Annotated in this window: 23 protein-coding genes and 1 tRNA gene; 7 read left to right on the top strand and 17 right to left on the bottom strand. The window is 59.2% G+C overall.

The window, feature by feature from the left end:
* Positions 1 to 63: 63 nt before the first annotated feature.
* Positions 64 to 1,197: an alkene reductase gene (locus L1075_RS13630; protein WP_040243445.1), complete on the top strand. Its 1,134-nt coding sequence runs from the start codon at positions 64 to 66 to the stop codon at positions 1,195 to 1,197.
* Between the two features lie 103 nt (positions 1,198 to 1,300).
* Here the strand turns inward: L1075_RS13630 and L1075_RS13635 are convergent, their stop codons facing one another.
* From L1075_RS13635 to L1075_RS13690, 12 genes are all read right to left on the bottom strand, one after another.
* Positions 1,301 to 1,678: a hypothetical protein gene (locus L1075_RS13635; protein WP_246942328.1), complete on the bottom strand. Its 378-nt coding sequence runs from the start codon at positions 1,676 to 1,678 to the stop codon at positions 1,301 to 1,303.
* 16 nt (positions 1,679 to 1,694) lie between these two features.
* Positions 1,695 to 2,156, bottom strand: a complete 462-nt coding sequence (locus tag L1075_RS13640) for a flavodoxin domain-containing protein (RefSeq protein ID WP_040243451.1) — start codon at positions 2,154 to 2,156, stop codon at positions 1,695 to 1,697.
* A 163-nt stretch (positions 2,157 to 2,319) separates the two neighbouring features.
* The gene (gene ihfA, locus L1075_RS13645) at positions 2,320 to 2,628 is read right to left on the bottom strand and encodes an integration host factor subunit alpha (RefSeq protein WP_040243453.1); all 309 of its coding nucleotides are present in this window, start codon (positions 2,626 to 2,628) and stop codon (positions 2,320 to 2,322) included.
* A 28-nt stretch (positions 2,629 to 2,656) separates the two neighbouring features.
* On the bottom strand, positions 2,657 to 5,038 hold the full coding sequence (gene pheT, locus L1075_RS13650) for a phenylalanine--tRNA ligase subunit beta (RefSeq protein WP_246894591.1): 2,382 nt from the start codon (positions 5,036 to 5,038) through the stop codon (positions 2,657 to 2,659).
* A gap of 26 nt (positions 5,039 to 5,064) precedes the next feature.
* Positions 5,065 to 6,084: a phenylalanine--tRNA ligase subunit alpha gene (gene pheS, locus L1075_RS13655; protein ID WP_246942330.1), complete on the bottom strand. Its 1,020-nt coding sequence runs from the start codon at positions 6,082 to 6,084 to the stop codon at positions 5,065 to 5,067.
* A 146-nt stretch (positions 6,085 to 6,230) separates the two neighbouring features.
* Complete coding sequence (gene rplT / locus L1075_RS13660; protein WP_040243460.1) at positions 6,231 to 6,584, bottom strand: 50S ribosomal protein L20; 354 nt, start codon at positions 6,582 to 6,584, stop codon at positions 6,231 to 6,233.
* Between the two features lie 52 nt (positions 6,585 to 6,636).
* Positions 6,637 to 6,831 carry a 50S ribosomal protein L35 gene (gene rpmI / locus L1075_RS13665; RefSeq protein ID WP_097023764.1) on the bottom strand — a complete coding sequence of 65 codons (195 nt, stop codon included), beginning with the start codon at positions 6,829 to 6,831 and terminating at the stop codon, positions 6,637 to 6,639.
* Between the two features lie 82 nt (positions 6,832 to 6,913).
* On the bottom strand, positions 6,914 to 7,483 hold the full coding sequence (gene infC / locus L1075_RS13670; protein ID WP_425531264.1) for a translation initiation factor IF-3: 570 nt from the start codon (positions 7,481 to 7,483) through the stop codon (positions 6,914 to 6,916).
* A 7-nt stretch (positions 7,484 to 7,490) separates the two neighbouring features.
* Positions 7,491 to 9,386, bottom strand: a complete 1,896-nt coding sequence (thrS, locus tag L1075_RS13675; RefSeq protein ID WP_246942334.1) for a threonine--tRNA ligase — start codon at positions 9,384 to 9,386, stop codon at positions 7,491 to 7,493.
* A gap of 275 nt (positions 9,387 to 9,661) precedes the next feature.
* Complete coding sequence (locus L1075_RS13680) at positions 9,662 to 10,543, bottom strand: OmpA family protein (protein ID WP_246942336.1); 882 nt, start codon at positions 10,541 to 10,543, stop codon at positions 9,662 to 9,664.
* A 264-nt stretch (positions 10,544 to 10,807) separates the two neighbouring features.
* Positions 10,808 to 11,959 carry an amidohydrolase gene (locus tag L1075_RS13685; protein ID WP_246942338.1) on the bottom strand — a complete coding sequence of 384 codons (1,152 nt, stop codon included), beginning with the start codon at positions 11,957 to 11,959 and terminating at the stop codon, positions 10,808 to 10,810.
* A 21-nt stretch (positions 11,960 to 11,980) separates the two neighbouring features.
* Complete coding sequence (locus L1075_RS13690; RefSeq protein ID WP_246942340.1) at positions 11,981 to 12,448, bottom strand: DUF2489 domain-containing protein; 468 nt, start codon at positions 12,446 to 12,448, stop codon at positions 11,981 to 11,983.
* Positions 12,449 to 12,649: 201 nt separating this feature from the next.
* Here L1075_RS13690 and L1075_RS13695 point away from each other — a divergent pair, with 201 nt between their 5' ends.
* A complete protein-coding gene (locus L1075_RS13695; RefSeq protein ID WP_246942342.1) occupies positions 12,650 to 14,095 on the top strand; it encodes an SLC13 family permease in 1,446 nt (481 codons plus the stop codon).
* Positions 14,096 to 14,219: 124 nt separating this feature from the next.
* Here L1075_RS13695 and L1075_RS13700 read toward each other — a convergent pair whose 3' ends face one another.
* Entirely contained in the window at positions 14,220 to 14,948 is a 729-nt protein-coding gene (locus tag L1075_RS13700) for an LrgB family protein (protein WP_246942364.1), read from the bottom strand.
* Between the two features lie 2 nt (positions 14,949 to 14,950).
* A complete protein-coding gene (locus tag L1075_RS13705) occupies positions 14,951 to 15,334 on the bottom strand; it encodes a CidA/LrgA family protein (protein ID WP_246942344.1) in 384 nt (127 codons plus the stop codon).
* Positions 15,335 to 15,583: 249 nt separating this feature from the next.
* Between L1075_RS13705 and L1075_RS13710 the strand changes: the two genes are divergently transcribed.
* Both L1075_RS13710 and L1075_RS13715 read left to right on the top strand, forming a co-directional pair.
* A tRNA-Pro gene (locus L1075_RS13710) sits at positions 15,584 to 15,660 on the top strand.
* Between the two features lie 143 nt (positions 15,661 to 15,803).
* The gene (locus L1075_RS13715; RefSeq protein WP_040243478.1) at positions 15,804 to 16,007 is read left to right on the top strand and encodes a hypothetical protein; all 204 of its coding nucleotides are present in this window, start codon (positions 15,804 to 15,806) and stop codon (positions 16,005 to 16,007) included.
* An 88-nt stretch (positions 16,008 to 16,095) separates the two neighbouring features.
* On the opposite strand, the gene L1075_RS15760 is transcribed toward L1075_RS13715, so the two are convergent.
* The 3 genes from L1075_RS15760 to L1075_RS13725 form a co-directional block, all read right to left on the bottom strand.
* Positions 16,096 to 16,230, bottom strand: coding sequence for a hypothetical protein (locus tag L1075_RS15760; protein WP_257125250.1), 135 nt, complete (start codon positions 16,228 to 16,230; stop codon positions 16,096 to 16,098).
* A gap of 78 nt (positions 16,231 to 16,308) precedes the next feature.
* Positions 16,309 to 16,740, bottom strand: coding sequence for a hypothetical protein (locus L1075_RS13720; RefSeq protein ID WP_097023772.1), 432 nt, complete (start codon positions 16,738 to 16,740; stop codon positions 16,309 to 16,311).
* Positions 16,737 to 17,423 (bottom strand): TetR/AcrR family transcriptional regulator, encoded by a 687-nt coding sequence (locus L1075_RS13725; protein WP_246942346.1) that lies wholly within the window; start codon positions 17,421 to 17,423, stop codon positions 16,737 to 16,739. The genes L1075_RS13720 and L1075_RS13725 overlap by 4 nt, the downstream gene beginning before the upstream one ends.
* 243 nt (positions 17,424 to 17,666) lie before the next feature.
* Here L1075_RS13725 and xdhA point away from each other — a divergent pair, with 243 nt between their 5' ends.
* From xdhA to xdhC, 3 genes are read left to right on the top strand one after another with little or no spacing between them, the layout of a single operon-like run.
* Positions 17,667 to 19,109: a xanthine dehydrogenase small subunit gene (gene xdhA / locus L1075_RS13730; RefSeq protein ID WP_246942348.1), complete on the top strand. Its 1,443-nt coding sequence runs from the start codon at positions 17,667 to 17,669 to the stop codon at positions 19,107 to 19,109.
* Positions 19,093 to 21,492, top strand: a complete 2,400-nt coding sequence (gene xdhB / locus L1075_RS13735; protein WP_246942350.1) for a xanthine dehydrogenase molybdopterin binding subunit — start codon at positions 19,093 to 19,095, stop codon at positions 21,490 to 21,492. Before xdhA ends, xdhB begins: the two co-directional genes overlap by 17 nt.
* Positions 21,489 to 22,355, top strand: a complete 867-nt coding sequence (xdhC, locus tag L1075_RS13740; RefSeq protein ID WP_246942352.1) for a xanthine dehydrogenase accessory protein XdhC — start codon at positions 21,489 to 21,491, stop codon at positions 22,353 to 22,355. The genes xdhB and xdhC overlap by 4 nt, the downstream gene beginning before the upstream one ends.
* The last annotated feature ends 40 nt before the right edge of the window (positions 22,356 to 22,395 follow it).

A 22,395-nucleotide genomic window follows, 5' to 3' on the forward strand; every position in this document is an offset into this window, starting at 1 on the left:
GAGCCCATCCTGTGGCTCGCGTCTTCGTTTCCATCCACCGCCTGCCTGCAAGGAGAGCATCGCATGGCTTCACTCTTCGAATCCTTCGATCTCAATGGTACGCGCTTGAACAACCGCATCGTGATGGCGCCCATGACGCGTTCACGTGCACCGGAGGACATCCCAACCGAGATGGGTGCCCTCTATTATCGCCAGCGTGCCAGCGCCGGGCTGATCATCTCCGAAGGCACGCCCATTTCGCGGCAAGGCCAAGGCTATCTCTACAATCCCGGCATTTTTGGCCCCGACCAACTTGCCGGTTGGGCCAAGGCCACGCGCGCCGTGCACGAGCGCGACGGTATCTTCTTCGCCCAGATCTGGCACGTGGGGCGCGTTTCCCATACCACAGTGCAAGTTGCCGGCGCGTCACCTGTCGGCCCCAGCGACAAGCAAGGCGGCATGGCCTTTGGCTATAACGACGACGGCCAGCCAGATATGCTCAAAGCAAGCCAACCGCGCCGTCTCGAGACGCACGAAGTACACGATGTCGTGCGTGACTTCGCCCAAGCTGCAGTCAATTCCCGCGATGTAGGCTTCGATGGCGTCGAAATTCACGGTGCCAACGGCTATCTCTTCGAGCAATTCCTCAACCCCGGCGTCAACGACCGTAACGACGAATACGGTGGGTCGCGTGAGAATCGCTGCCGTCTGTTGCTTGAGGTCGTCGATGAAGTCAGCAAGATGATTGGCGCGCGGCGCGTTGGGGTTCGCCTGTCACCGTTCGGCACGCTGTTCGACATGCCGGAATACGACGATAACGGCGAGACCTATCTCCACCTCGCACGCGAATTCAATAAACGCGGCCTTGCTTATGTGCACCTGCACGACCAGGGCGGGCAAGGCATGCCCCCGATGCCGCGCGATTATCTGCGCCAGTTCCGTGACGTCTATCAGGGCAACCTGCTGCTCGCCGGCAACCTCGATCAGGCAGAAGCTGAAAAACTAGTGAACGAAGGCACCATCGACCTTCCGGTGTTCGGTCGTTATTTCACATCGAACCCCGACCTGGTCGAGCGGATGCAAAACGGCTGGCCTTTGGCGGACTTCGATGCCAACACGTTCTATGGTGGTGATGCGCGCGGCTACGTGGACTTCCCCACCTATCCCGAGGAACAAGCACGCTTGGCGCGCGAAGAGATGATTCGCGAAAAATCCTGATAAGGAGATAGAGCGTAAGACGAAAACCCCCGATCCACAGGACCGGGGGTTTTGCGTTCAAACCGAGCGCGGCTCAAGATTCGGCACGGCGCGCAGAGAAGACTCACCGCCGAGCCCGCCAGCCTGTCGAAATAGCATGAAGTAGCAAGCCTGCTGTAGCACCATGCGACAGCACGGTCGCCCACTCAGCCCGGGCGCTTGCCAGGCCGTAATGCCAAGTGGCCATCACCATCCCTCCGACCACGAATGACATGGCCAACCACTTGAGCCGTGTCGGGAGCAGATGTCGCTGCTTTTCGGTCATGCGTCGCCAGTAGGCGATGATGATGACAACCAACCCTAAGGCGACCATGACCAACAAACCACTGTGGGTGTCATAGCCCCCTAGTTGATAGCGCGGCCAAGAGCACAGCGTCACGAGAAGAAGCCCGATCATGACGCTCAAGCGTGCAGCGGAGGGTGACGTCGTAGTGTCACTCATGTCGTAGTGTCACTCGTCACGTGGCCTGCAGCCCTTGCTCGTCGATCCATGATTCGACCCATGGAATGGCGGCATCATCGGCCATGAAAGTCTCCATGGCGTCGATTTCCAAACGCTCGCCCAAGCGTTGGGCACCAAGATCCTCCAGCAAGGCATCCAGCGCCCGCCCTGCACCACAGAACGTCTCGCCATAGGAACTATCTCCCAGGGCAATCAATCCATAGCGACACTGGTTTAGCGCAGGTGGCGATTCACGGAGATCACGCGCAAAGGGCACGAAGTTGCCGGGAAAATCACCACTACCGGTCGTGGAAACGCAGAATAAGGCGAGATCGGGTAAAGGATCGAGGTCGTCGAGAGTAGGCTGTTCTATGATCGACACCTCATAGCCTACTTGCTCGAAAAGCGGCGCCACCTGCTCGGCAACGTCTAGGGCACCACCGTACATGGTACCTACGAAGATTTTGATGCTTGGCATGCAGTTCAGTCGTCGATTTAACGGTAAAGTGTGCGCGCCATGTTAGCACATGCATGACACGTCGTTAGCGTCTGGAAATGAAGATGAACGACACAATCCCGGGCGCTCGTAAGCACCCGAGATCACCCGAGGTTGTGTTATCGCATGGGCGGACACTGCAGCGTCAGTGAATGACGTCTGCGTCGTCGAAATCTTCAACCCGCGCCTTGAGCTTCTGTCCAGGGCGGAACGTCACCACGCGACGCGCCGAAATCGGGATTTCTTCGCCGGTCTTGGGATTACGTCCCGGACGTTCGCGCTTGTCGCGCAAATCGAAGTTTCCGAACCCGGACAGTTTAACCTGCTCGTTTTCGCGTAGGCAGCTGCGAATTTCTTCGAAGAAGGCTTCGACCATCGACTTTGCTTCGCGCTTGGAAAAACCCAGCTCAGCATGTAGATGTTCGGCCAAATCCGCTTTGGTCAGCGCCCCCATGCTCTCATCCTCGTAACGGCTAATGGGATTAACTCCTCAAGACCGCCGCGAAGCGCATTTTCGCCTCGCCGACGATGGCATCGACTAACTGATTGATTTCATCGTCATTCAGCGTGCGCGAAGGATGCTGCCAGGTCAAGCCCAAGGCAAGACTCTTGTGGCCTTTTTCGATTCCCTCGCCTTGGTAAACGTCGAAAAGTCGCATGTCGACCAGCCATTCCCCGGCCTGCTCGCGCATGGCATCCATCAAGGCCATGACCGGCACATCGTCACTCACGACCAACGCCAGATCGCGACGCACATCCGGATGCCGTGACAAGGGAGCGAAGGTCGGTAGGTTCCCCTGAGTCAGCGCCTCCAACTCCAGTTCGAATACAAAGGCATTGGTCTTGATACCCAAACTAGCACGCACCCCGGGATGTAAGGCACCGACCCAGCCCACATGGCGATCGTTACACAGAATCCGAGCCGTCTGACCGGGATGAAGCCCCGGATGCTCGCCGGCATCGAAACGCCATGCATCAGGCTGCTGAGTCAACGCCATCAGACTTTCCAGATCCCCCTTGAGATCGAAGAAGTCGACGCCCTCGCGAGAAGAAGACCACCCTTCTGGTTGTCGCGGCCCACACACGATGCCCCCGAGCATCGCAACCTGCTCGAGATCATCCAGCTCACCACGGAACACGAGCCCAGTTTCAAACAGCCGGATACGTGCTTGCTGACGGTTGAGGTTGTGACTCAACGCCTTGACCAGCCCAGGTAGCAAGCTCGCCCGCATGACCGACATATCGGACGAAATAGGGTTGGCCAGATAAGGCGCCACCGCCCCCGGGGTCAACGCCTCTTGCAGCTCGGGCGCGACGAAGCTATAGGTAATCGCTTCCTGATAACCGCGTGCCACCAAGTGTCGACGCAGACGCGCCAGCGGCTGGCTCGATTCGTTGGAGGCACTTAATTTCAGACGTGCGGAAGGGCGTCGCACAGGGACCCGGTCATATCCATGAATACGCGCCAGCTCCTCGATGAGATCTTCCTCCAGCGCGATATCGAAACGCCAGCTAGGCACCGCCACCCGCCAACCTGAGTCGATGGCGTCGACGCGCATACCAAGGCGCGACAGGATGTCAACGACATCGTCACCGGCCATGACCAGGGCCAAGCACTGATCGAGACGCTCGCGACGCAAGACCACTTCATGCCCCAGCGGCAAATGATCGGGGCTCATGACGTCGGTCACGGGGCCCGGCTCTCCCCCGACGATGCTCAACAGTAGCTGCGTGGCCCGCTCGATGGCGACTTGCGCCAATTGCGGGTCGACGCCGCGCTCGAAACGGTGTGACGCATCGGTATGCAGGCCATAAGAACGCGCCTGTCCCGCCACCGCCAGTGGCGAAAAGAACGCCGACTCCAGGAAAATATCCTGCGTCGAGGCATTGACGCCGGAAGACTCACCACCCATTACCCCGGCAATCGCCAACGGTTGCTTTTCGTCGGCGATCACCAGAGTGCCCTCGCGCAAGGCAATTTCCTGGCCATCGAGCAACGTCAAGCGTTCCCCATCTTGCGCTTCGCGGACCACGATGGCGTCATTCAAGTTTGCCAAGTCGAAGGCATGCATCGGCTGCCCGAATTCCAGCATCACGTAATTGGTGACATCGACGATCGGGTCGATCGTGCGAACACCGCTGCGACGCAGGCGCTCAGACATCCATAGCGGTGTGCTCACCGAGACATCGACGCCACGGATGATGCGCCCTGCATAACGCGGACATTTCGCTGGCGACTCGACACGTACCGGAAACGACGCTTGATGCACCGCCGGGACCATGTTGGCATCCGGCACCGTTATCGGTAGACGGCTCAACACACCCACTTCACGCGCTATGCCCTTGAGACTCAAGCAATCGCCACGGTTAGGCGTCAGATCCACCTCGATGGCATGATCGTCCAGCGCCAGCCAGTCGCGCAGGGACACGCCAATGGGCGCCTCGCCGGACAACACCAAAATGCCCGCCGAGGTACCTTCTTCCAATTCGAGCTCAGAGGCCGAGCAAATCATGCCTCGCGATTCCACACCACGCAGCTTGGCTTTCTTGATCTTGAAATCGCCGGGAAGCGTTGCATTCACCCGAGCGAAAGGCACCTTCTGCCCGACCGCCACGTTGGGAGCGCCACACACGACTTGTACCGGTTCATCGCCACCATCATTGACCTGGCAGACATTGAGCTTGTCGGCACTGGGATGAGGCTCTTTAGCGACCACCTCGGCGACGACGACACCTTCGAAGTCGCCCGCTACTGCCTCGATGGCATCGACTTCTAGCCCGGCCATCGTAATCCGGTCTGCAAGCGCCTGCGTCGTGAGTTCGGGCGACACCCAATCGCGCAACCATGTTTCGGAAAATCTCATGTTTCTTCCTGTGTCCTAGTCGCAGATCAGCCGAACTGGCGCAAGAAGCGCAAGTCGTTCTCGAAAAATAGCCGCAGGTCATTGACGCCATACCGCAACATGGTCAATCGCTCGGCCCCCATACCGAAGGCGAACCCCGTATAACGCTCGGCATCGATCCCTGAATGCCGAAAGACTTCGGGATGAACCATGCCGCAGCCCATGACTTCCAGCCAGCCGCTATGGGAACAGACGCGACAGCCTTCACCACCACACATCACGCACTGAATATCGACTTCGGCGGAGGGCTCGGTGAATGGGAAATAGGATGGTCGAAAGCGGACAGAAAGCGTCTCACGCTCGAAGAAAGCCTTGAGGAAGTCTTCGATAGTGCCCTTGAGATCAGCAAAGCTGACGCCTTCATCGACCAACAAACCTTCCACCTGGTGGAACATCGGCGTATGCGTGAGATCGGAGTCGCTACGATACACGCGCCCCGGGCAGACGATGCGGATCGGCGGCGCTTGCTCCTTCATGGTACGCACCTGAACCGGTGACGTGTGCGTGCGCAACAATCGCGAAGCATCGAAATAGAAGGTGTCGGCCATGCCCCGCGCCGGGTGATGCGCAGGAATATTGAGCGCTTCGAAATTATGATAATCGTCTTCGATTTCGGGGCCCACGGCCACATCGAACCCAATATGCGCGAATAACGATTCGATACGCTCAAGCGTACGCGTAACCGGGTGCAAGCCGCCCGTCGTCTCGCCACGGCCAGGTAGAGTCACGTCGATGCGCTCTCGTGCCAAACGCGCATCGAGCTCGGCATCCTTAAGCATTTGCTTACGCGACTCAAGCTCATCCGATAATATCTGCTTGGCCTCGTTGATCCGCTCACCCGCTTTAGGGCGCTCCTCTGGCGGCAGTTGACCAAGACCTTTGAGAAGCGCGGTAATCTCACCCTTCTTGCCCAGAAAATGCACTCGAACCTCGTCGAGCGCCTGGACATCCTGCGCGCCCTCGATGGCGGCGCGAGCCTCGGCGACCAGTTGTGGGAGGTGGTCCATCCGTCTAGCTCCGATGCTAAGTGCCCATGATAGACCATCGCATATAAGGGGATGGCCCAGACAAAAAAACAGGGGAAGAGCGGCTGCTCTCCCCCTGCGGCTTCATGCGCATGATGAGACACTCATAAGAATATCTCATCCGGCCATTACTGAGCAGCCTTGGCCTTGTCGACGATCGCGGCAAAGGCAGACTTTTCATGGACAGCGAGATCGGCCAGTACCTTGCGGTCGATCTCGATGCCGGACTTCTTCAGACCGGCAATGAAGCGGCTATAGGACAGACCGTTAGCACGAGATGCCGCGTTGATACGCGCGATCCATAGCGCACGGAACTGACGCTTGCGCTGACGACGGTCACGATAGGCGTACTGACCTGCCTTGATGACCGCCTGTTTGGCAACGCGGAATACGCGAGAGCGCGCGCCGTAATAGCCTTTGGCCTGCTTCAGAATCTTCTTGTGCCGACGACGAGCGACGACACCACGCTTAACACGAGTCATGGCTTACTCCTGACTTTTAAAATCGACAACCTGTACTTTTGAATACAAGTACTTAGAGGTTCGGCAGCATGCGTTGAACCAGGTGCTTGTCGGCATCATGAATCTGCTTCATGCCGCGCAGCTGACGCTTACGCTTGGTCGACTTCTTGGTCAGGATGTGACTGCGGAAAGACTGCTTGTGCTTGAAGCCATGGGCAGTCTTCTTGAAGCGCTTCGCAGCGCCACTGTTACTCTTGATTTTAGGCATGAGGGAAAACTCCACTCGGTTTCTTCAGAAAACCCGGGGCCGGCAGTCGGCGGTGCCGACTGCCCGTTCAACCGCCAACGGATCACTTCTTTTTGGGCGCCAAGATCATGATCATTTGACGGCCTTCCATCTTAGGGAAAGACTCGACAGATGCCATGTCTTCGAGGTCAGCCGCGATCCGTTCCATCAGCTTGCGGCCGATGTCCTGGTGCGCCATCTCACGGCCTCGAAAACGTAGCGTGACCTTACCCTTGTCGCCCGCTTCGAGGAAACGAATCAGGTTTTTCAACTTCACCTGATAATCGCCCTCGTCAGTACCGGGCCGGAATTTGACTTCCTTGACCTGGATCTGCTTGGTTTTCTTCTTCTGAGCAGCTTTTTGCTTTTTCTGCTCGAAGATGAATTTGCCGTAATCCATGATCTTACAAACGATCGGGTCGGCATTAGAAATCTGTACGAGGTCCATACCCTCAGCTTCGGCACGCTCCAAGGCATCGCTGGTCGACACGATACCAAGCTGTTCACCGTCGCTGGCGATCAAGCGAACTTGATCTTCGGTAATCCGCTCGTTCATTGGTGGGCGCTTTTCCTGTGGGCGCCCTCTTGGGTTGCTTCTCTTGATGGTTCCGTCTCCACTTTTGCCTTGGAAGATGTCGCTATTACCGCTCGGCCTGCACCTTGTCGATGAAAGCGTCCACCGTCATGCTGCCTAGGTCTTCGCCGCCGCGCGTACGCACAGCTACCGAGTCGGCCTCGACTTCCTTATCTCCAACCACAAGGAGATAGGGGACCTTCTGCAACGTATGTTCGCGAATTTTAAAGCCGATCTTCTCATTCCTCAAGTCTGTCTTGACACGCAGACCGAGTTTCTGCAAACGCAGCGATACCGACTCGGCGTGATCGCGCTGGGCATCCGTGATATTCAGGACCACTGTTTGCAGAGGTGACAGCCACAACGGCATAGCCCCCGCATAGTGTTCGATGAGAATGCCAATGAAACGTTCCATTGACCCCACGATGGCGCGATGCAGCATGACCGGCGCCTGACGAGACCCGTCTTCGGCCACATACTGTGCCCCCAGGCGGGTCGGCATCATGAAATCGACCTGCATCGTGCCCACCTGCCACTCACGCCCCAGGCAATCACGCATATGATATTCGATTTTAGGCCCGTAGAAAGCCCCTTCACCGGGAAGTTCTTCCCACTGCACGTCACAGCGACCCAAAGCGGTACGCAACGCCTCTTCCGCTCGATCCCAATTCTCGTCGCTTCCCAGACGCTTCTCGGGACGTAACGCAATTTTGACGGCGATCTCATCGAAGCCAAAATCACGATAGACTTCCAAAGCCTGGCGATGAAAGGCCGTCACTTCAGACTCGACTTGCGCTTCGGTGCAGAACACATGGCCATCGTCCTGGGTAAAAGCGCGGACACGCATGATGCCATGCAAGGCGCCTGAAGGCTCGTTGCGATGGCAGCCACCGAACTCGCCATAACGCACCGGAAGCTCGCGATAGCTGCGCAGGCCGGAATTGAAGACTTGCACATGCCCAGGGCAGTTCATCGGCTTGAGCGCATACTCGCGCTTTTCCGATTCGGTGAAGAACATGTTGTCGGCGTAATTATCCCAGTGGCCGGACTTCTGCCACAGCGAAACATCCATGATCTGCGGACACCGGATTTCCTGATACCCACTGTCCTGGTAGACCTTGCGCATGTATTGTTCGACAGTCTGCCAGAGCGTCCAGCCTCGCGGGTGCCAGAATACCATGCCCGGCGCTTCTTCTTGCATGTGAAAGAAATCGAGCTTGCGGGCCAGCTTACGGTGATCGCGCTTCTCGGCTTCCTCCAAGCGCTGGAGGTAAGTCTTCAAGGCCTTCTTGTCCGGCCACGCCGTCCCGTATATGCGCGTCAGCATTGGCTTGGTGGCATCCCCCCGCCAATAGGCGCCCGCCAGTTTAGTAAGTTTGAAAGCTTTCAGGTGCCGCGTATTCGGGACATGCGGCCCACGGCACATATCGATGTATTCTTCATGATGATAGAGACGAACGGTCTCACCATCGGCGATGCCTTCGACGATTTCTTGCTTGTACGGCTCAGCGCGTTCAGCGAAAGTCGCCAGAGCCTGCTCTTTCGACACGTACTCACGAACGACATCGTATTCACGCTCGATAAGCACCTTCATACGTTTTTCCAGCGCGTCGAGGTCGTCCGGCGAGATTGACTGGCCGAAATCGATATCGTAATAAAACCCATCGTCCACGACCGGCCCAATCGCCATTTTAGCGTCGGGATAAAGCTGCTTGACGGCGTGCCCCAGGAGGTGGGCGCAGGAATGGCGGATAATCTCCACCCCTTCATGATCGCTCGCCGTCAGGATGCTGACCTCGGCGTCACGCTCGATTAGATCGGCCGCATCGACGGCAACGCCATCTATCTTTCCCGCCACACAGGCCTTGGCAAGCCCCGTGCCGATAGATTCGGCAAGCTGCATGACGGTCAAGGGTGAATCGAAAGTTTTCTGACTGCCATCAGGCAGGGTCACGATGGGCATGCAAAATCCCTTATATTCAGTGGTGGCCCATACCAGGGACCACATGAAACGATGAAGATGAAAAGCAATGAGGGAAAGCTATCGGCCTACTTCCTTTCCCTTGCGTGTCATACGCTTGCAACCCCACGACTGAGACTGGAAGGCAGCACAAACGCATGAAACGATGAATTGCGCACACTAGCAAGCCCGCGGAATGCCGTCTAGTCGTGCCAGTGGCACAAATAAAAAGAGGCGCCCGAAGGCGCCCCTTTCTTCGATCATGAACTGAGCAATCGTTATTCTTGCTCGCCCATCTCAACGCGACGGTTTTCAGCACGGCCTTCAGCCGTCTCGTTGGTGGCGATCGGATCCTGCTCGCCATAACCCATGGTCGTGATGTTGTCGCCATCCACGCCCTTGGAAACCAAGTACTCCTTCACAGAGTCGGCACGACGCTGAGAAAGATCCTTGTTATAGGAAGCGCTACCGATGGAATCGGTATACCCTTCCAGGCGGACATTCACACTCTCGTTGGCAGCCAGTTTCTCGGCAACGCCATCGAGAATGTTTTCCGCATCGCTGGTGAGCGTGGCGGAGTCGAACTCGAAGTTCACATCATGCAGCACCAAATCTGCCGGGCAGCCTAGCGCATTGACTTCTTCGCCTGCCGGTGTGTTGGGGCACTGATCCTGATAATCCGGGACGCCATCACCGTCGCTATCAAGCGGGCAGCCCTGAGCGTTGACGTCGACACCAGCCGGTGTTCCCGGGCATTCGTCTTTATAGTCCGGAACGCCATCCCCATCACTATCAAGCGGGCAACCTTGGGCGTCTACCGCAACGCCAGCCGGCGTGTTGGGGCACTGATCACGGTCATCGGGAACGCCATCACCGTCACTGTCCACTACCTTGTCGGAATAATCAGCGCATAGCAAAGCCCCTGCTGTCGCACCGCCGACGCCACCAAGGGCAGCACCGGTATCTTCGTCCGAGTCACTGCTCGATGCATAGCCAATGCCACCACCGATCAAGCCACCAGCCAAACCACAGACAAAGGGTGACTTGTACCATGCTTGATCATCGGAATGGGACATGGACTGAGAACCCGAAGTAGCACAGCCTGAAAGGCCGACCATCATCGCGGAACCGAGCAGCAAGCCAGTCGTAGATTTTTTCATATGTAAGACTCCTTCTTAACACAGCGCTAGTCGTAACGGGACGTTACCCAGCGGGGTCCGAGTATAGAAGCGGTTCCCGGTGGGAGAAAGACTTTTCACCCTTCCCTCATCAAAAAAGAAAGCACAAAGCCTTTCGTTTAGCCAGTGCTTTACCCTTCACCAGCGCTTCTACCGATGAGTTCCCCTTCATCATTATGCATTATCGGAATTGATGCAAACCCAAATGAACGAATGCCCCCCTGATGTCTCATTTTTGTACAACTATCACGCGCTCCCCTGGTAGCGTCTAACCAAGCGTTCGAACAAGTCGATGCCTGGAGTCAGCATGGCGTCCGGAAAATCGTAGCTGGGATGATGCAAAGGATGGCATTGCTCGCCACTACCCAAGGTCAATAACGCCCCCTCGCCTTGCGCGGCAAGCCATCCAAAGTCTTCCGACCAGCGATGCGCCGCAGACAACTCACGCAGCGGTAACGCCAAGGCCTCTACTTCCTCACGTATCGCCTCGACGGCGCGTGGATGATTGTGAGTCGCCTGAAAGACATCGCACCAATCGATTTCGATTCCTAGATCGTCCTCTTCGGCCTCGACCCGGGCCAGCGATACTGCCGCTTCCGCCAGGGCACGCATCATCGCGTCGTCTTCGGTACGCAAGGTGGCCATCACCTCGGCCTGCCCCGGCGACGTGCCAAAGGCCACTTCCCCCAGACGCGCATGAATCAGCGTCACCATGACCAGCCCTTGATCGTCTGGCAATTGCTGCGGCAGACGCTTCAATCCCTGCAGAATCCGGCACATTGCCAAGGCCGGATTACGGCCCTGCTCGGGATGGGCCGCATGCGTGCACACCCCATTGAGACGCACGATCAACCCTCGCGAGGCGCACGTGAACGCCCCTGACCTTACTGAGACCTCACCTAACGGCTCACCTGGCAAGTTATGCAGTGCGAAAATATGATCGGGAGCGATTTCCTCAAAACGTGACGACTCGACGACACCCCGAGCGCCTCGGCCCGTCTCCTCGGAGGGCTGAAACAGCAGCACCGTTTCGCCATACGCTGGTGGATTTTTCGACAAACGTTGCGCAAGCCCAAGCAATGTCGCCATATGGCCATCATGGCCGCAACTGTGTGCCACATGCTCGCACTTCGACCGCCATGCCACCTCCGCAGTCTCGCCAATGGGAAGCGCATCGAGCTCGGCACGAAACATCACCCGCGGCCCGGGGCACTCGGCGGCGAAAATCCCCGCTACGCCATGCCCTCCCAAGCTTGTCACGATACGTGTCGCTCCCGCTTCCTCAAGCCATTCGGCGATGCGCCGCGCTGTCGCGACCTCTTGTCCCGACAACTCTGGCTCAGCATGCAAACGGTGGCGAATTTCAGTCGGATCAAGCGACATAAACCGATCTTCCATGCCCTTCTCCTACGTCATGGTTCACTGTGCGCCTGTCGGCCATTCGCGTTTGAACACCAGAACCTGCCGCGCCGCCTCGTGGAGCCCCGCATAGCGCTCTTCTTGCAGCGCGATACGCTCGCGATCCTCCGCAAAGCGTTGCTTGGCCGACAAATCCTGGCGCGAAGAATGCGTGTGCAGATGCTCCGTGCGCCGATAAATCTCGGCAAAGACCTTGAAATCCTCGCGCTCGAGCAACGCGGGATCGATGATATCAAGCAGCACCTTACAGCGGAGCGCCCCCTCCACCAGGTCCACTTGATCCCCCTGCATAGCCGTCGCGATCGCCTCGAGGCTCTCGAGACAATTACGGTGAGCCCGCGCTATTTCCTCACGCTGTGCCGCCTCACGGCGCTGCACTTCTCGCCATAATCGCCATGCATATCCCACCAAACCAGCGACGACCAGCACCGCCAACACCACCAAACTCCAGCCCACCGCTACGGACATGCTCGCACCTCAATCAAATACGTTTAGTTAATCGGCAACGAGCGCGGACATTACCGAGCTTGCCACGTTGCAACAAGCCATGTAGGCAAGGCCGCACAAACGTGCTTAGACCAATGGCTAAGCCACCGAGGGTTAATACCTTAGTAGCATGGCGGGAATCGTAAGCCCATTAATCATTCGCCGCTCGCAAGGAGGCAATTCATGAGCGAAGAAACGCACGATAAGCGCGGCCTCAGTGCTTCGCAAATCGGCCTATGGCTAGGGCCGCTATGGATCATCCTATGCCTGGTCATACCTGCGCCGGCCGGTATGTCGTCACCGGCATGGGCATGTGTCGGCTTTGCATTGCTGATGGCTACCTGGTGGGCCACCGAGGCCATCCCCATCCCCGCGACCTCATTGCTGCCCATGGTGCTGGCCCCTGTACTGGGCATCGACGAACTCGATGCCGTAGCAGCCAGTTACGCCGACCCTATCATCTATCTCTTTCTCGGGGGCTTCTTACTAGGCATCGCGATGCAGCGCTGGAACCTGCATAGACGCATCGCCTTGAAGGTTCTCAGCATCGTCGGCCAGAAACCGCGCCAGCAAATCGCGGGTTTCATGATCGCCACAGGCTTCATCAGCATGTGGGTCTCCAACACGGCCACCAGTATCATGATGCTGCCCATTGGCATGTCCGTCGTCAGCTTGTTGGGCGATGGTGACTCGCGTGAAGTCTCGCGCTACGCCACCGCCCTGCTGCTTGCCATTGCTTATTCCGCCAGCATAGGCGGGGTCGCCACGCTCATCGGCACCCCGCCCAATGCTTTGCTCGCGGGATATCTCTCCGGCGAAGGTATCGATATCGGCTTCGCCCAATGGATGACCATCGGCTTGCCAGTCAGCATCGTGATGATGGCCGTGACATGGTGGTGGTTGACTTACAAAGGGTTCGATTTGCAACAAAGCGACGATGGCGGAGAGATGATTCGCCGTGAACTCGAATCACTCGGCCCAATGACCTCCGCCGAGCGCCGGGTCGGCCTGATCTTTCTCATCGCTGCCGCCACCTGGATGCTGCGCCCTCTCTTGAATCAGGTTGGGCTCGACTGGCTATCGGATACCACCATTGCCCTGACTGCCGGTATTGGGCTGTTTCTCGTCCCCAGTGGAGATAAGACACGTGGCGCACTGCTCGACTGGGATAGCGCCAAAGAGCTTCCTTGGGGTGTGCTGCTGCTCTTCGGTGGCGGGCTGGCGTTGGCAGGAATGATCAAGAGCTCCGGCCTGGCCGAATGGATCGCTCAACAGCTTTCGATCTTCAGCGTATTCCCGTTGTTGATGCTGGTGGGCACCATCGTGCTGGTCATCATCTTCCTGACTGAAGTCACCTCGAATACGGCCACGGCAGCGGCCTTCCTGCCGCTTCTAGGTGCACTCGCCATCTCATTGGACATGGACCCGCTGCTGATCACGGTCCCTGCCGCCATTGCCGCCAGTTGTGCTTTCATGATGCCGGTCGCGACCCCACCCAATGCTATCGTGTTCGCGACGGGGCACATGAAGATTCAATCGATGATACGTGCCGGACTGTTGCTCAACATCGTCGGCACTCTACTGATCACGCTGATCACCGTATCCCTGCTTCGCCTTTTATGGGCATGAACATCTAAGCTGTGTAATCGATCAAAAACGCGGACACGCCTTGTTGGCGTGCCCGCGTTTTACATGGACTGAACCGCCCGATTCTATTTATTCAGGCATAATTTAGATAACGGTATAAAAATGCTTAAAGCCCGAAAAGATGTACCAGAGGCGGCAGAATGAAAGCCGTCAGCAGCCCTGTAAGGCCCATCGCCAGTCCCGCAAAGGCACCCGCCACCGCGCCAATCGAAGAAAAGGAATAGGCCGTCCCGAAGCCATGCGCCGCTACCCCCATGGTAAAGCCTTGAACACTGGGGTCGCGCACCCTGACTAAGCGAAAGATGACAGGTCCCAAAGCACATCCGATGGACCCTGTGATCAGCACCAGACCCGCCGCCAGTGACGGAATGCCGCCCAGCTTCTCTGCGATCCCCATCGCGATGGGAGATGTCACCGACTTGGGCGCCAGGGTCAGCACGGTTTCGCGACTGGCCCCCATGAGCATCGCGACCCCCACTGCAGAGGTCACCGACGTCACGATCCCCGCGACGCAGCTGAGCAATATCGGCACCAGCATACGCCAGACACGCTCCCGGTAGTCATATAGTGGGATCGCCAAGGCAACGGTGGCGGGCCCCAAGAGGAAATGGATGAACTGGGCGCCCTCGAAATACGTCGCATAATCGGTGTCCGTCAGCGTCAGAAAGCCAATGATTAGCGCGACGGTGAGCACGACCGGGTGCAAGAGAGGCGTGCCCCCCAAGAGCCGATTGAAGTAACTCGCCCCCATGAAGGCCACAAACGTTACCAGCAAGTGCAACAACGGGCTGGCGGAGAGATATACCCATAATTGATCGAGTGCGGGAACGGGCATACTCATGGACGCTCCTCCCGCCATTCGTCATGCGGATCTCTGGGCATCGACCGCGTCAACCAAGACATTACTTTTGCCGTGACGGCCAAGGTCAAGGCGGTCGACACCACGAGCGTGACGGTGATGGGCCAGAAGTCCGCCTTGATAAGATCGAAATGCACCATAATGCCAACACCCGCGGGCACGAAGAGCAGCGTCAAGTAGCGCAACAGCCCTTCTCCACTCGTGCGCAGCCCTTCAGGAACGCGCCCATTGATCATCAACCCGATCAACAGTACCACCATCCCTACGACGGGGCCCGGCACGTGAAGCTGAAGCTCGTGCACCAAGATTTGGCCGAGAAATTGACACCCCAGCAGAACGCTCATTCCGACAATTAAAGGCATTGCGTCACCTCCACATGAAACGGCCACATTCTACATCTTTCGTCTAACCTATGCCACTGTACACTCCAGCTCATGGCATGCCACTCCACTGCCTTATACCTTTCTTCGACGGACATTCATCATCGCCGGGCACTGGCAAGCAGTTGAAAAAAAAGCGCTATCAAGGGTTTTCATTTCCCGGAAGCCAAGGTAGTATACGCAGCGTTCCACGGGCGGCACCGGTTTGAAAGCCTTCCGGAAGAACGTTAACGGAGCGTGGCGCAGCTTGGTAGCGCGCTGCAATGGGGTTGCAGAGGTCGCTGGTTCGAATCCAGTCGCTCCGACCAAGATTGTTAAGAAAAACCGCCGCTTATGGGTCAACCATAGCGGCGGTTTTTCGTTGTGTTAGCATCGTGGTGATGATTGCTTGGAACACTCGTTGACATGACGAGTCCTACGTTCAGTTACCGCCACTCCAGTGAGGCCCAGCATGCTGCATGACGCCATTGAGATACGGAAAATCGCCGGCCCCGACGAGGACGACGTCCGCTATGAAGTCTACGATAGCGACACGGGCGTGAGCCTAGGGCTTTACCAAAGCATGGAACATGCCGAAGCCGAGCGTCAGCGAATGAAGGCGTCCGACAATGAGGTCAAAACAGGCGACGCGGACGACGACCCTAGCGTGGAATGATCATTCCAAAATGGCTTGGCAATCTCTGCCAAGCCATATCGACTGCACGCGCAAGAAGCTCCAGCGCCAAGCAGCCATGCATGACGCCTTATCGATTCCGCCATAGGTCCCACCCGATTCCGCCAGCGATGCCAGCAATGACGCCCACCAGCACATTGCCCACCACCAGCCACGTGACCAGCCCGACCATGATACCGAGCAGTGCTCCGGGAAGTTCCTTCATGGCGTCTCCAAACAGAATTTGAGTTACATAGGGCTGAACGCATCATGATGCACACAGGCCCATGCATCCCAATGTCCGTCAAGCCATCTGCTGCCACTCGATCAAGGCCGCTGCCACGGCGTTAGGGTCCCATCCGCTACGATGCAGACTCGAGGACATGATCGCGGCCTGCGCACCTTGGCGTGTCACGAACAAGCGATACCCCAGATAATCGCCACGTTCACAGCGTGCATTGACTTGCCCGCACACCACGCGATTGGAAGGGCCGCCGACGCGGGGGCCGACGGCGCGGATATCGCGAAAAACCGCGGTGGCGGGATACTTGAGCAGCTTTCTAACGCTCGCCTGGGCCAGATACATCTCTTCATCGGTGGCCGACGCCCATTGCAAGTGATCGCGTGCAATCTGCGCCGTGATCGCCCCTGGCTTATCGGGGGGCTGCGCCGGCAGCGACGATGAATCGTCGAGCAAGCCGCCGCTGACCAGGAGCAAGATGCCCCAAAGTTTCATGTTGTCTCCTTATCTTGGATATCTTGGTAATGAGGCTCGCTATCACCGCCGGATGGCGGTCGAACGCCACACCCCTTAAGAATGACATGGCACAAAAAATCGGTGATCGCACGGTAATCGCTTTCCCCAAGCGCCGACTGATCGGTGATTCCCAGTATCTGCGCCTCGAAATCCGCATAGTGCTGGGTGGCCGACCAAATCAAGAAAATCAGCCATACCGGGTCGACGGGGTCCATCAAGCCCTTTGCCGACCAGCGCTCGAAGACACGCGCCCGCGAGCGCACCCACTCGCGTAGCTCACCGTGTAAGTATTCCTGCAAAAAAGGCGCGCCCTGAAGCACCTCGGCAGCAAACAACCGAGAGCCTTGGGGATGTTGGCGTGTCAGGCGCATCTTGCTGCGGATGAAGCCTTCCAGCACCTCGCCAGGATCATCGTCCTCGCCGATATCGTCCAGCATGGCGTTCCAGCGCGCCATCATACGCTCGAGCAGCGCCACGTACAGCTTGCGCTTACTGCCTACATAATACAGCACGTTGGACTTGGGTAGCCCAGCGGCCTCGGCGATGGCCTGAACACTCGCGCCTCGATAACCATGGCACGCGAACACGCGCTCGGCAGCCTCGAGAATCACGCTTTCATTGCGTGCCCGCGTTCCCCACTCGGGCGAATTCATCGATGTCATGGACGTACTCTTCGTCAGCCGGTAGGGAAGTCTGCCCCAGCGAGCGACGCCAGTGCAACGCGGACCAACGCCCCATGGCACCGCTCGACGGTTGATCGTGCACACCACCGCCAGACACACCAGCGCACGAGGGACTTGTCATACGCGTCATTTTGGTCAAGGCTTAACAGAGTTGACCAAATGGTCATATCGACATGCGCGGTGCGCACCTCGAACCACAATGACAATTCGACGGACACTCCGATGATCGAGTTTTACCTCAATGGCGAAGCGCAACGCTACGCATCGCTAGCGCCGGAGACCAGCATTCTGGAACTCTTGCGCAACGACTTGCAGCGAACCGGCACCAAGGAAGGCTGCGCCTCGGGCGACTGCGGCGCGTGCACGGTCGCTATCGGCGAGCCGGACCGCGACGGTCGTCTTCACTATCACAGCACCAATGCCTGCATCACCCCGGCCCATCAACTACAGGGCCGGCATCTCGTCACCGTTGAGGGGCTCGCCCGCGGCGACGCCTTGCATCCCGTACAGGCCGCCATGGTCGAATGCCATGCCAGTCAGTGCGGCTTCTGCACCCCCGGCATCGTCATGTCACTATTCACACTCCACGAACGCCAGCGCCAATCACCGATAGCGCTCGACGATGCATGCCTCGAGGCAACGCTGGGTGGCAACTTATGCCGTTGCACGGGATACCGCCCCATCCAAAAAGCCGCACGCCATATGGCAAATCAGCCCGACGTGCGCCCACCCTGGGCGGATGACCCAAAGCTTGACAACGATACCGCCGCCCTGGGGAATACGCTCGAGGCCACCGGCTACGCCATCCCGAACACATTGGCGACCTTGCATGCGCTGCGTCGCCAATATCCGACGGCGCGCCTGGTGGCCGGTGCCACCGACCTGTGGCTCGAGGCCACTCAACGGCTCGAAGCCTTCGAGAACCTGATCGACGTCAGCCGTGTCGCCGAATTGCAGGCAATCGACGAGACGCCCGACGGCTGGTGGATCGGTGCTAGCGTCACCTACACACGCCTCGAGCCGCTGCTCGACGAAGTCTACCCCGCGTTCGCCCGGCTATTGCGGCGCCTGGGCTCCGCACAGATCCGCAATCGCGGCACTCTGGGCGGAAATATCGCCAATGCTTCGCCCATCGGCGACACGCCACCCATATTGCTCGCGCTCGATGCCCATTTGGCACTGGAAGGCCCCGAGGGCGCCCGAAAATTGCCGTTGGATGCTTTCTTTCTCGACTACAAGCGTACCGCCCTCGAGCCGGGCGAATTCATCCGCGCTATCTTTTTGCCACGCCCCGAAAGTGACCAACATCTCGAGGTCTGGAAACTCTCCAAGCGTCGTGAGGACGACATCTCGGCGGTGCTCGGGGCCTTTGCCTGGCGCGAGGAAAATGGCTGCCTGCACGATGTTCACCTGGCTTTCGGCGGCATGGATGCCACGCCACGGCGCGCCCAGGCCACCGAAGCCGTCCTCGAGGGACACCCCGCCGATATGGCGACATTCGATGCGGCTCGCCAAGCGCTCGAGCGTGACTTCCAGCCACTCGACGACGTGCGTGGCTCTGCCGCTTACCGCCGCCTCGCAGCCGCCAACTTGCTCGAACGCCTGCGCCTGAAAATCGATCACGGCGCCGTCCAGGAGGTCTGCCTCGATGCGTACGCTCACTGATCTCGCCCGCCCGCCGGCCGACTCTGAAGGCCCCAACCACTCCGCCACGCAGACGGATGTCCGGCATGCCCCCGCCCATGACAGCGCCACGTTGCATGTTACCGGTCGCGCGCGATATCTCGACGATCAGCCCGCACCGGCGGACGCACTTCATGTCGCGGTGGGGCTGAGCCCGACCGCACGCGGCCGGCTTACGCAGTTGAATCTCGACGCGGTTCGCCGTGCCCCCGGCGTCATCGATGTCATCACCGTCACCGACATTCCCGGCAAGACCGACGTCGGCCCCGTATTTCCGGGCGACCCGCTACTCACCGATGCCGAGGTGCGCTACGTCGGTCAGCCGCTATTCGCAGTGGCCGCCACCGATTTCAAGGCAGCACGCCGTGCCGTGGCACTTGCCAAAATCGAGATCGACGCTCAGCCGGCGCAGCTCGATCCCGTCGCCGCCGCCGAGGCCGAGGAATGGGTCCGCCCGCCGCATGTTCAGCAAAGCGGCGACTGGCAACAGGCACTGGCCGGAGCCGTGCATGTGCTCGAGGCCAAGCAATTCGTCGGTGGGCAGGAGCACTTCTACCTCGAGGGGCAAGCCTGCCTGGCACTGCCCAACGAGGACGACGGCGTTACCGTGCATACCTCCAGTCAGCACCCCAGTGAAGTGCAGAAACTCATTGCCGAGGTGCTGGGCGTGTCGTTTCATGCCGTGACCGTCGAAGTGCGACGCATGGGCGGCGGCTTCGGCGGCAAAGAGACCCAGGCTGCGCCATGGGCGTGTCTGGCCGCGCTGCTGGCCCGCCGCACCGGGCGTGCCATCCGCATGCGCCTGCCGCGCGGTGATGACATGCGCGCCACCGGCAAACGCCACCCCTTTCATAACCGCTACCGATTGGGATTCGACGCCCAAGGCGTGCTGACGGGAGGTGATATTACCGTCATCGGCGACTGCGGCCACTCGCCGGATTTGTCCGAAGCCATCGTCGATCGCGCCATGTTCCACGCCGACAACGCCTACTCGCTGGGTGATGCTCGGGTCACCGGGATTCCCGCGCGGACTCACAATCCGTCCAATACCGCTTTTCGCGGCTTCGGCGGCCCTCAGGGCATGATGATCGTCGAGCGCGCCATGGACGATATCGCCCGGCACCTGGGTGAAGATCCACTGACGATTCGCAAGCGCAACCTCTATCGTCCAGGCCGCGACGTCACCCATTACGGACAACGCGTCGAGCAGACCGCGCTGCTGCATGAGGTCGTCTCGCGGCTCGAAACCGACAGCGACTACTGGGCACGACGCGATGCCATCCGCGCCTACAACGCCAAAAGCCCGATTCTCAAGAAGGGCCTGGCGCTGACACCGGTGAAATTCGGCATTTCGTTCACCGCCAAGCACCTCAATCAGGCCGGGGCGCTGTTGCACGTCTATACCGACGGCAGCGTGATGATCAATCACGGTGGCACCGAAATGGGCCAAGGGCTGCACACCAAGGTCGCACAAGTCGTAGCCCGCGAGCTGGGACTCGACAACAGTGCCGTGCGCATCTCCGCCACGCGCACCGATAAGGTCCCCAACACCTCGCCGACGGCGGCTTCCAGCGGCGCCGACCTCAACGGCATGGCGGCTCGCAACGCCGCCATTGAGGTTCGCGAGCGGCTTTGCGAGTTCGCCGCCGAGCACTACCAGTTGGATCGCGAAGACCTGCATCTTACGGATGGAGAGTTGGTGGCAGGCCGCGGCGAGAGCGAACGCCGCATTGCTTGGGGAGAGCTTGTCCAGGCCGCTTACCTGGGGCGTGTGTCGCTCTCGGCAACGGGGTTCTATGCCACGCCGTTGATTCACTATGACCGCACCACGGGCCAGGGCCGTCCCTTCTATTACTATGCCCATGGCGCCGCCGTCTCGGAGGTCGTCGTCGACACGCTGAGCGGCGAATATCGCGTCACGCGCGTGGATATCCTGCACGACGTCGGCGACTCGCTGAACCCAGCGATCGACACGGGCCAGGTCGAAGGCGGCTTCATTCAAGGCATGGGTTGGCTGACCAGCGAGGAGCTCAAGTGGGATGCCTCCGGTCGTCTGCTGAGCGACGGACCGGCGACCTACAAGATCCCCACCATCGGCGATACACCGCCCGACTTTCGCGTCTCGCTGCTCGAAGGGCACCCCAATTCACAGGCCAGCTTGTACCGCTCGAAGGCGGTGGGCGAGCCCCCCTTCATGCTGGCGATTTCGGTATGGTCGGCGCTCCGCGACGCACTATCGAGCCTCGCCGATTATCGCGTGAGCCCCGCCCTGGATACGCCGGCCACGCCGGAGCGCGTGCTCTTCGCCGCGCAGGCTTTACGCCGAGCGCCTGAAACGAAGACGCCAGCGGAGACGCCACGATGAGCGCCGAGACCTGGCACAGCGCCTTGCACCGCCTGCAAGACGAAGCCGCGCCTCACGTGCTGATCAGCGTCGTTGGCGCCGAAGGCTCCACGCCGCGCGAGCCCGGCGCCAAGATGGTAGTGACTGCCGATGTCTGCCACGACACGCTCGGCGGTGGCCACTTCGAGTACCAGGCCATCGCTTGCGCACGCGAGATGCTCACTGCCAGCGCCCGTGGTGAGCAGACAACCACGCCGCGTCTAGAAGCTTTCCCCCTGGGCGGGCGCAGCGGGCAGTGTTGCGGCGGGCATGTCAGTTTACTGTTCGAGTGCTTCGCGGGCGCCGAGAAGCACATCGCCATATTCGGTGCCGGCCACGTCGCACAGGCTCTCGTGCCCTTGCTGGCACCGCTCCCATGGCGGATACACTGGTTCGACAGCCGCGACGATGCTTTCGCGGCACTTGCGCCCTCATCTCGCGTCGATTGCCACCGCCTCGATGAGAACGCCATCGCAATGGCACTCGAGGGGCTCCCGTACGGTGTCCATGCGCTCGTCATGACCCATGACCACGCCCAGGACCGCCGCCTCGTCGATGCCTTGCTCAGCCATGCCGGCGTGCCCTCTATCGGCTTGATCGGCTCGCAAAGCAAGTGGGCGAGTTTCCAGCGCCCCCTGCGCGAGGCCGGACACGATGCGACCGCGCTGGCGCGTGTACGCTGCCCGATCGGCATTCCCGGCGCGGGCGGCAAACGCCCCTACGAGATCGCATTGGCCATCGCCGCCGAATTACTGACCCTGGCCCCGGCCGAGGCCCACGCGCCGCAGCGTGGGGTGATGCCCGCCACTTGGCGCCACGTCACCGGCCAAAATGTACGCCTGTGAGGCCGATGCCAGGACATCGTTTTCGTCATTCTCTGTTTAC

It is taken from the genome of Chromohalobacter beijerinckii, from assembly GCF_023061185.1.
In the GTDB taxonomy this organism is placed as follows: domain Bacteria; phylum Pseudomonadota; class Gammaproteobacteria; order Pseudomonadales; family Halomonadaceae; genus Chromohalobacter; species Chromohalobacter beijerinckii.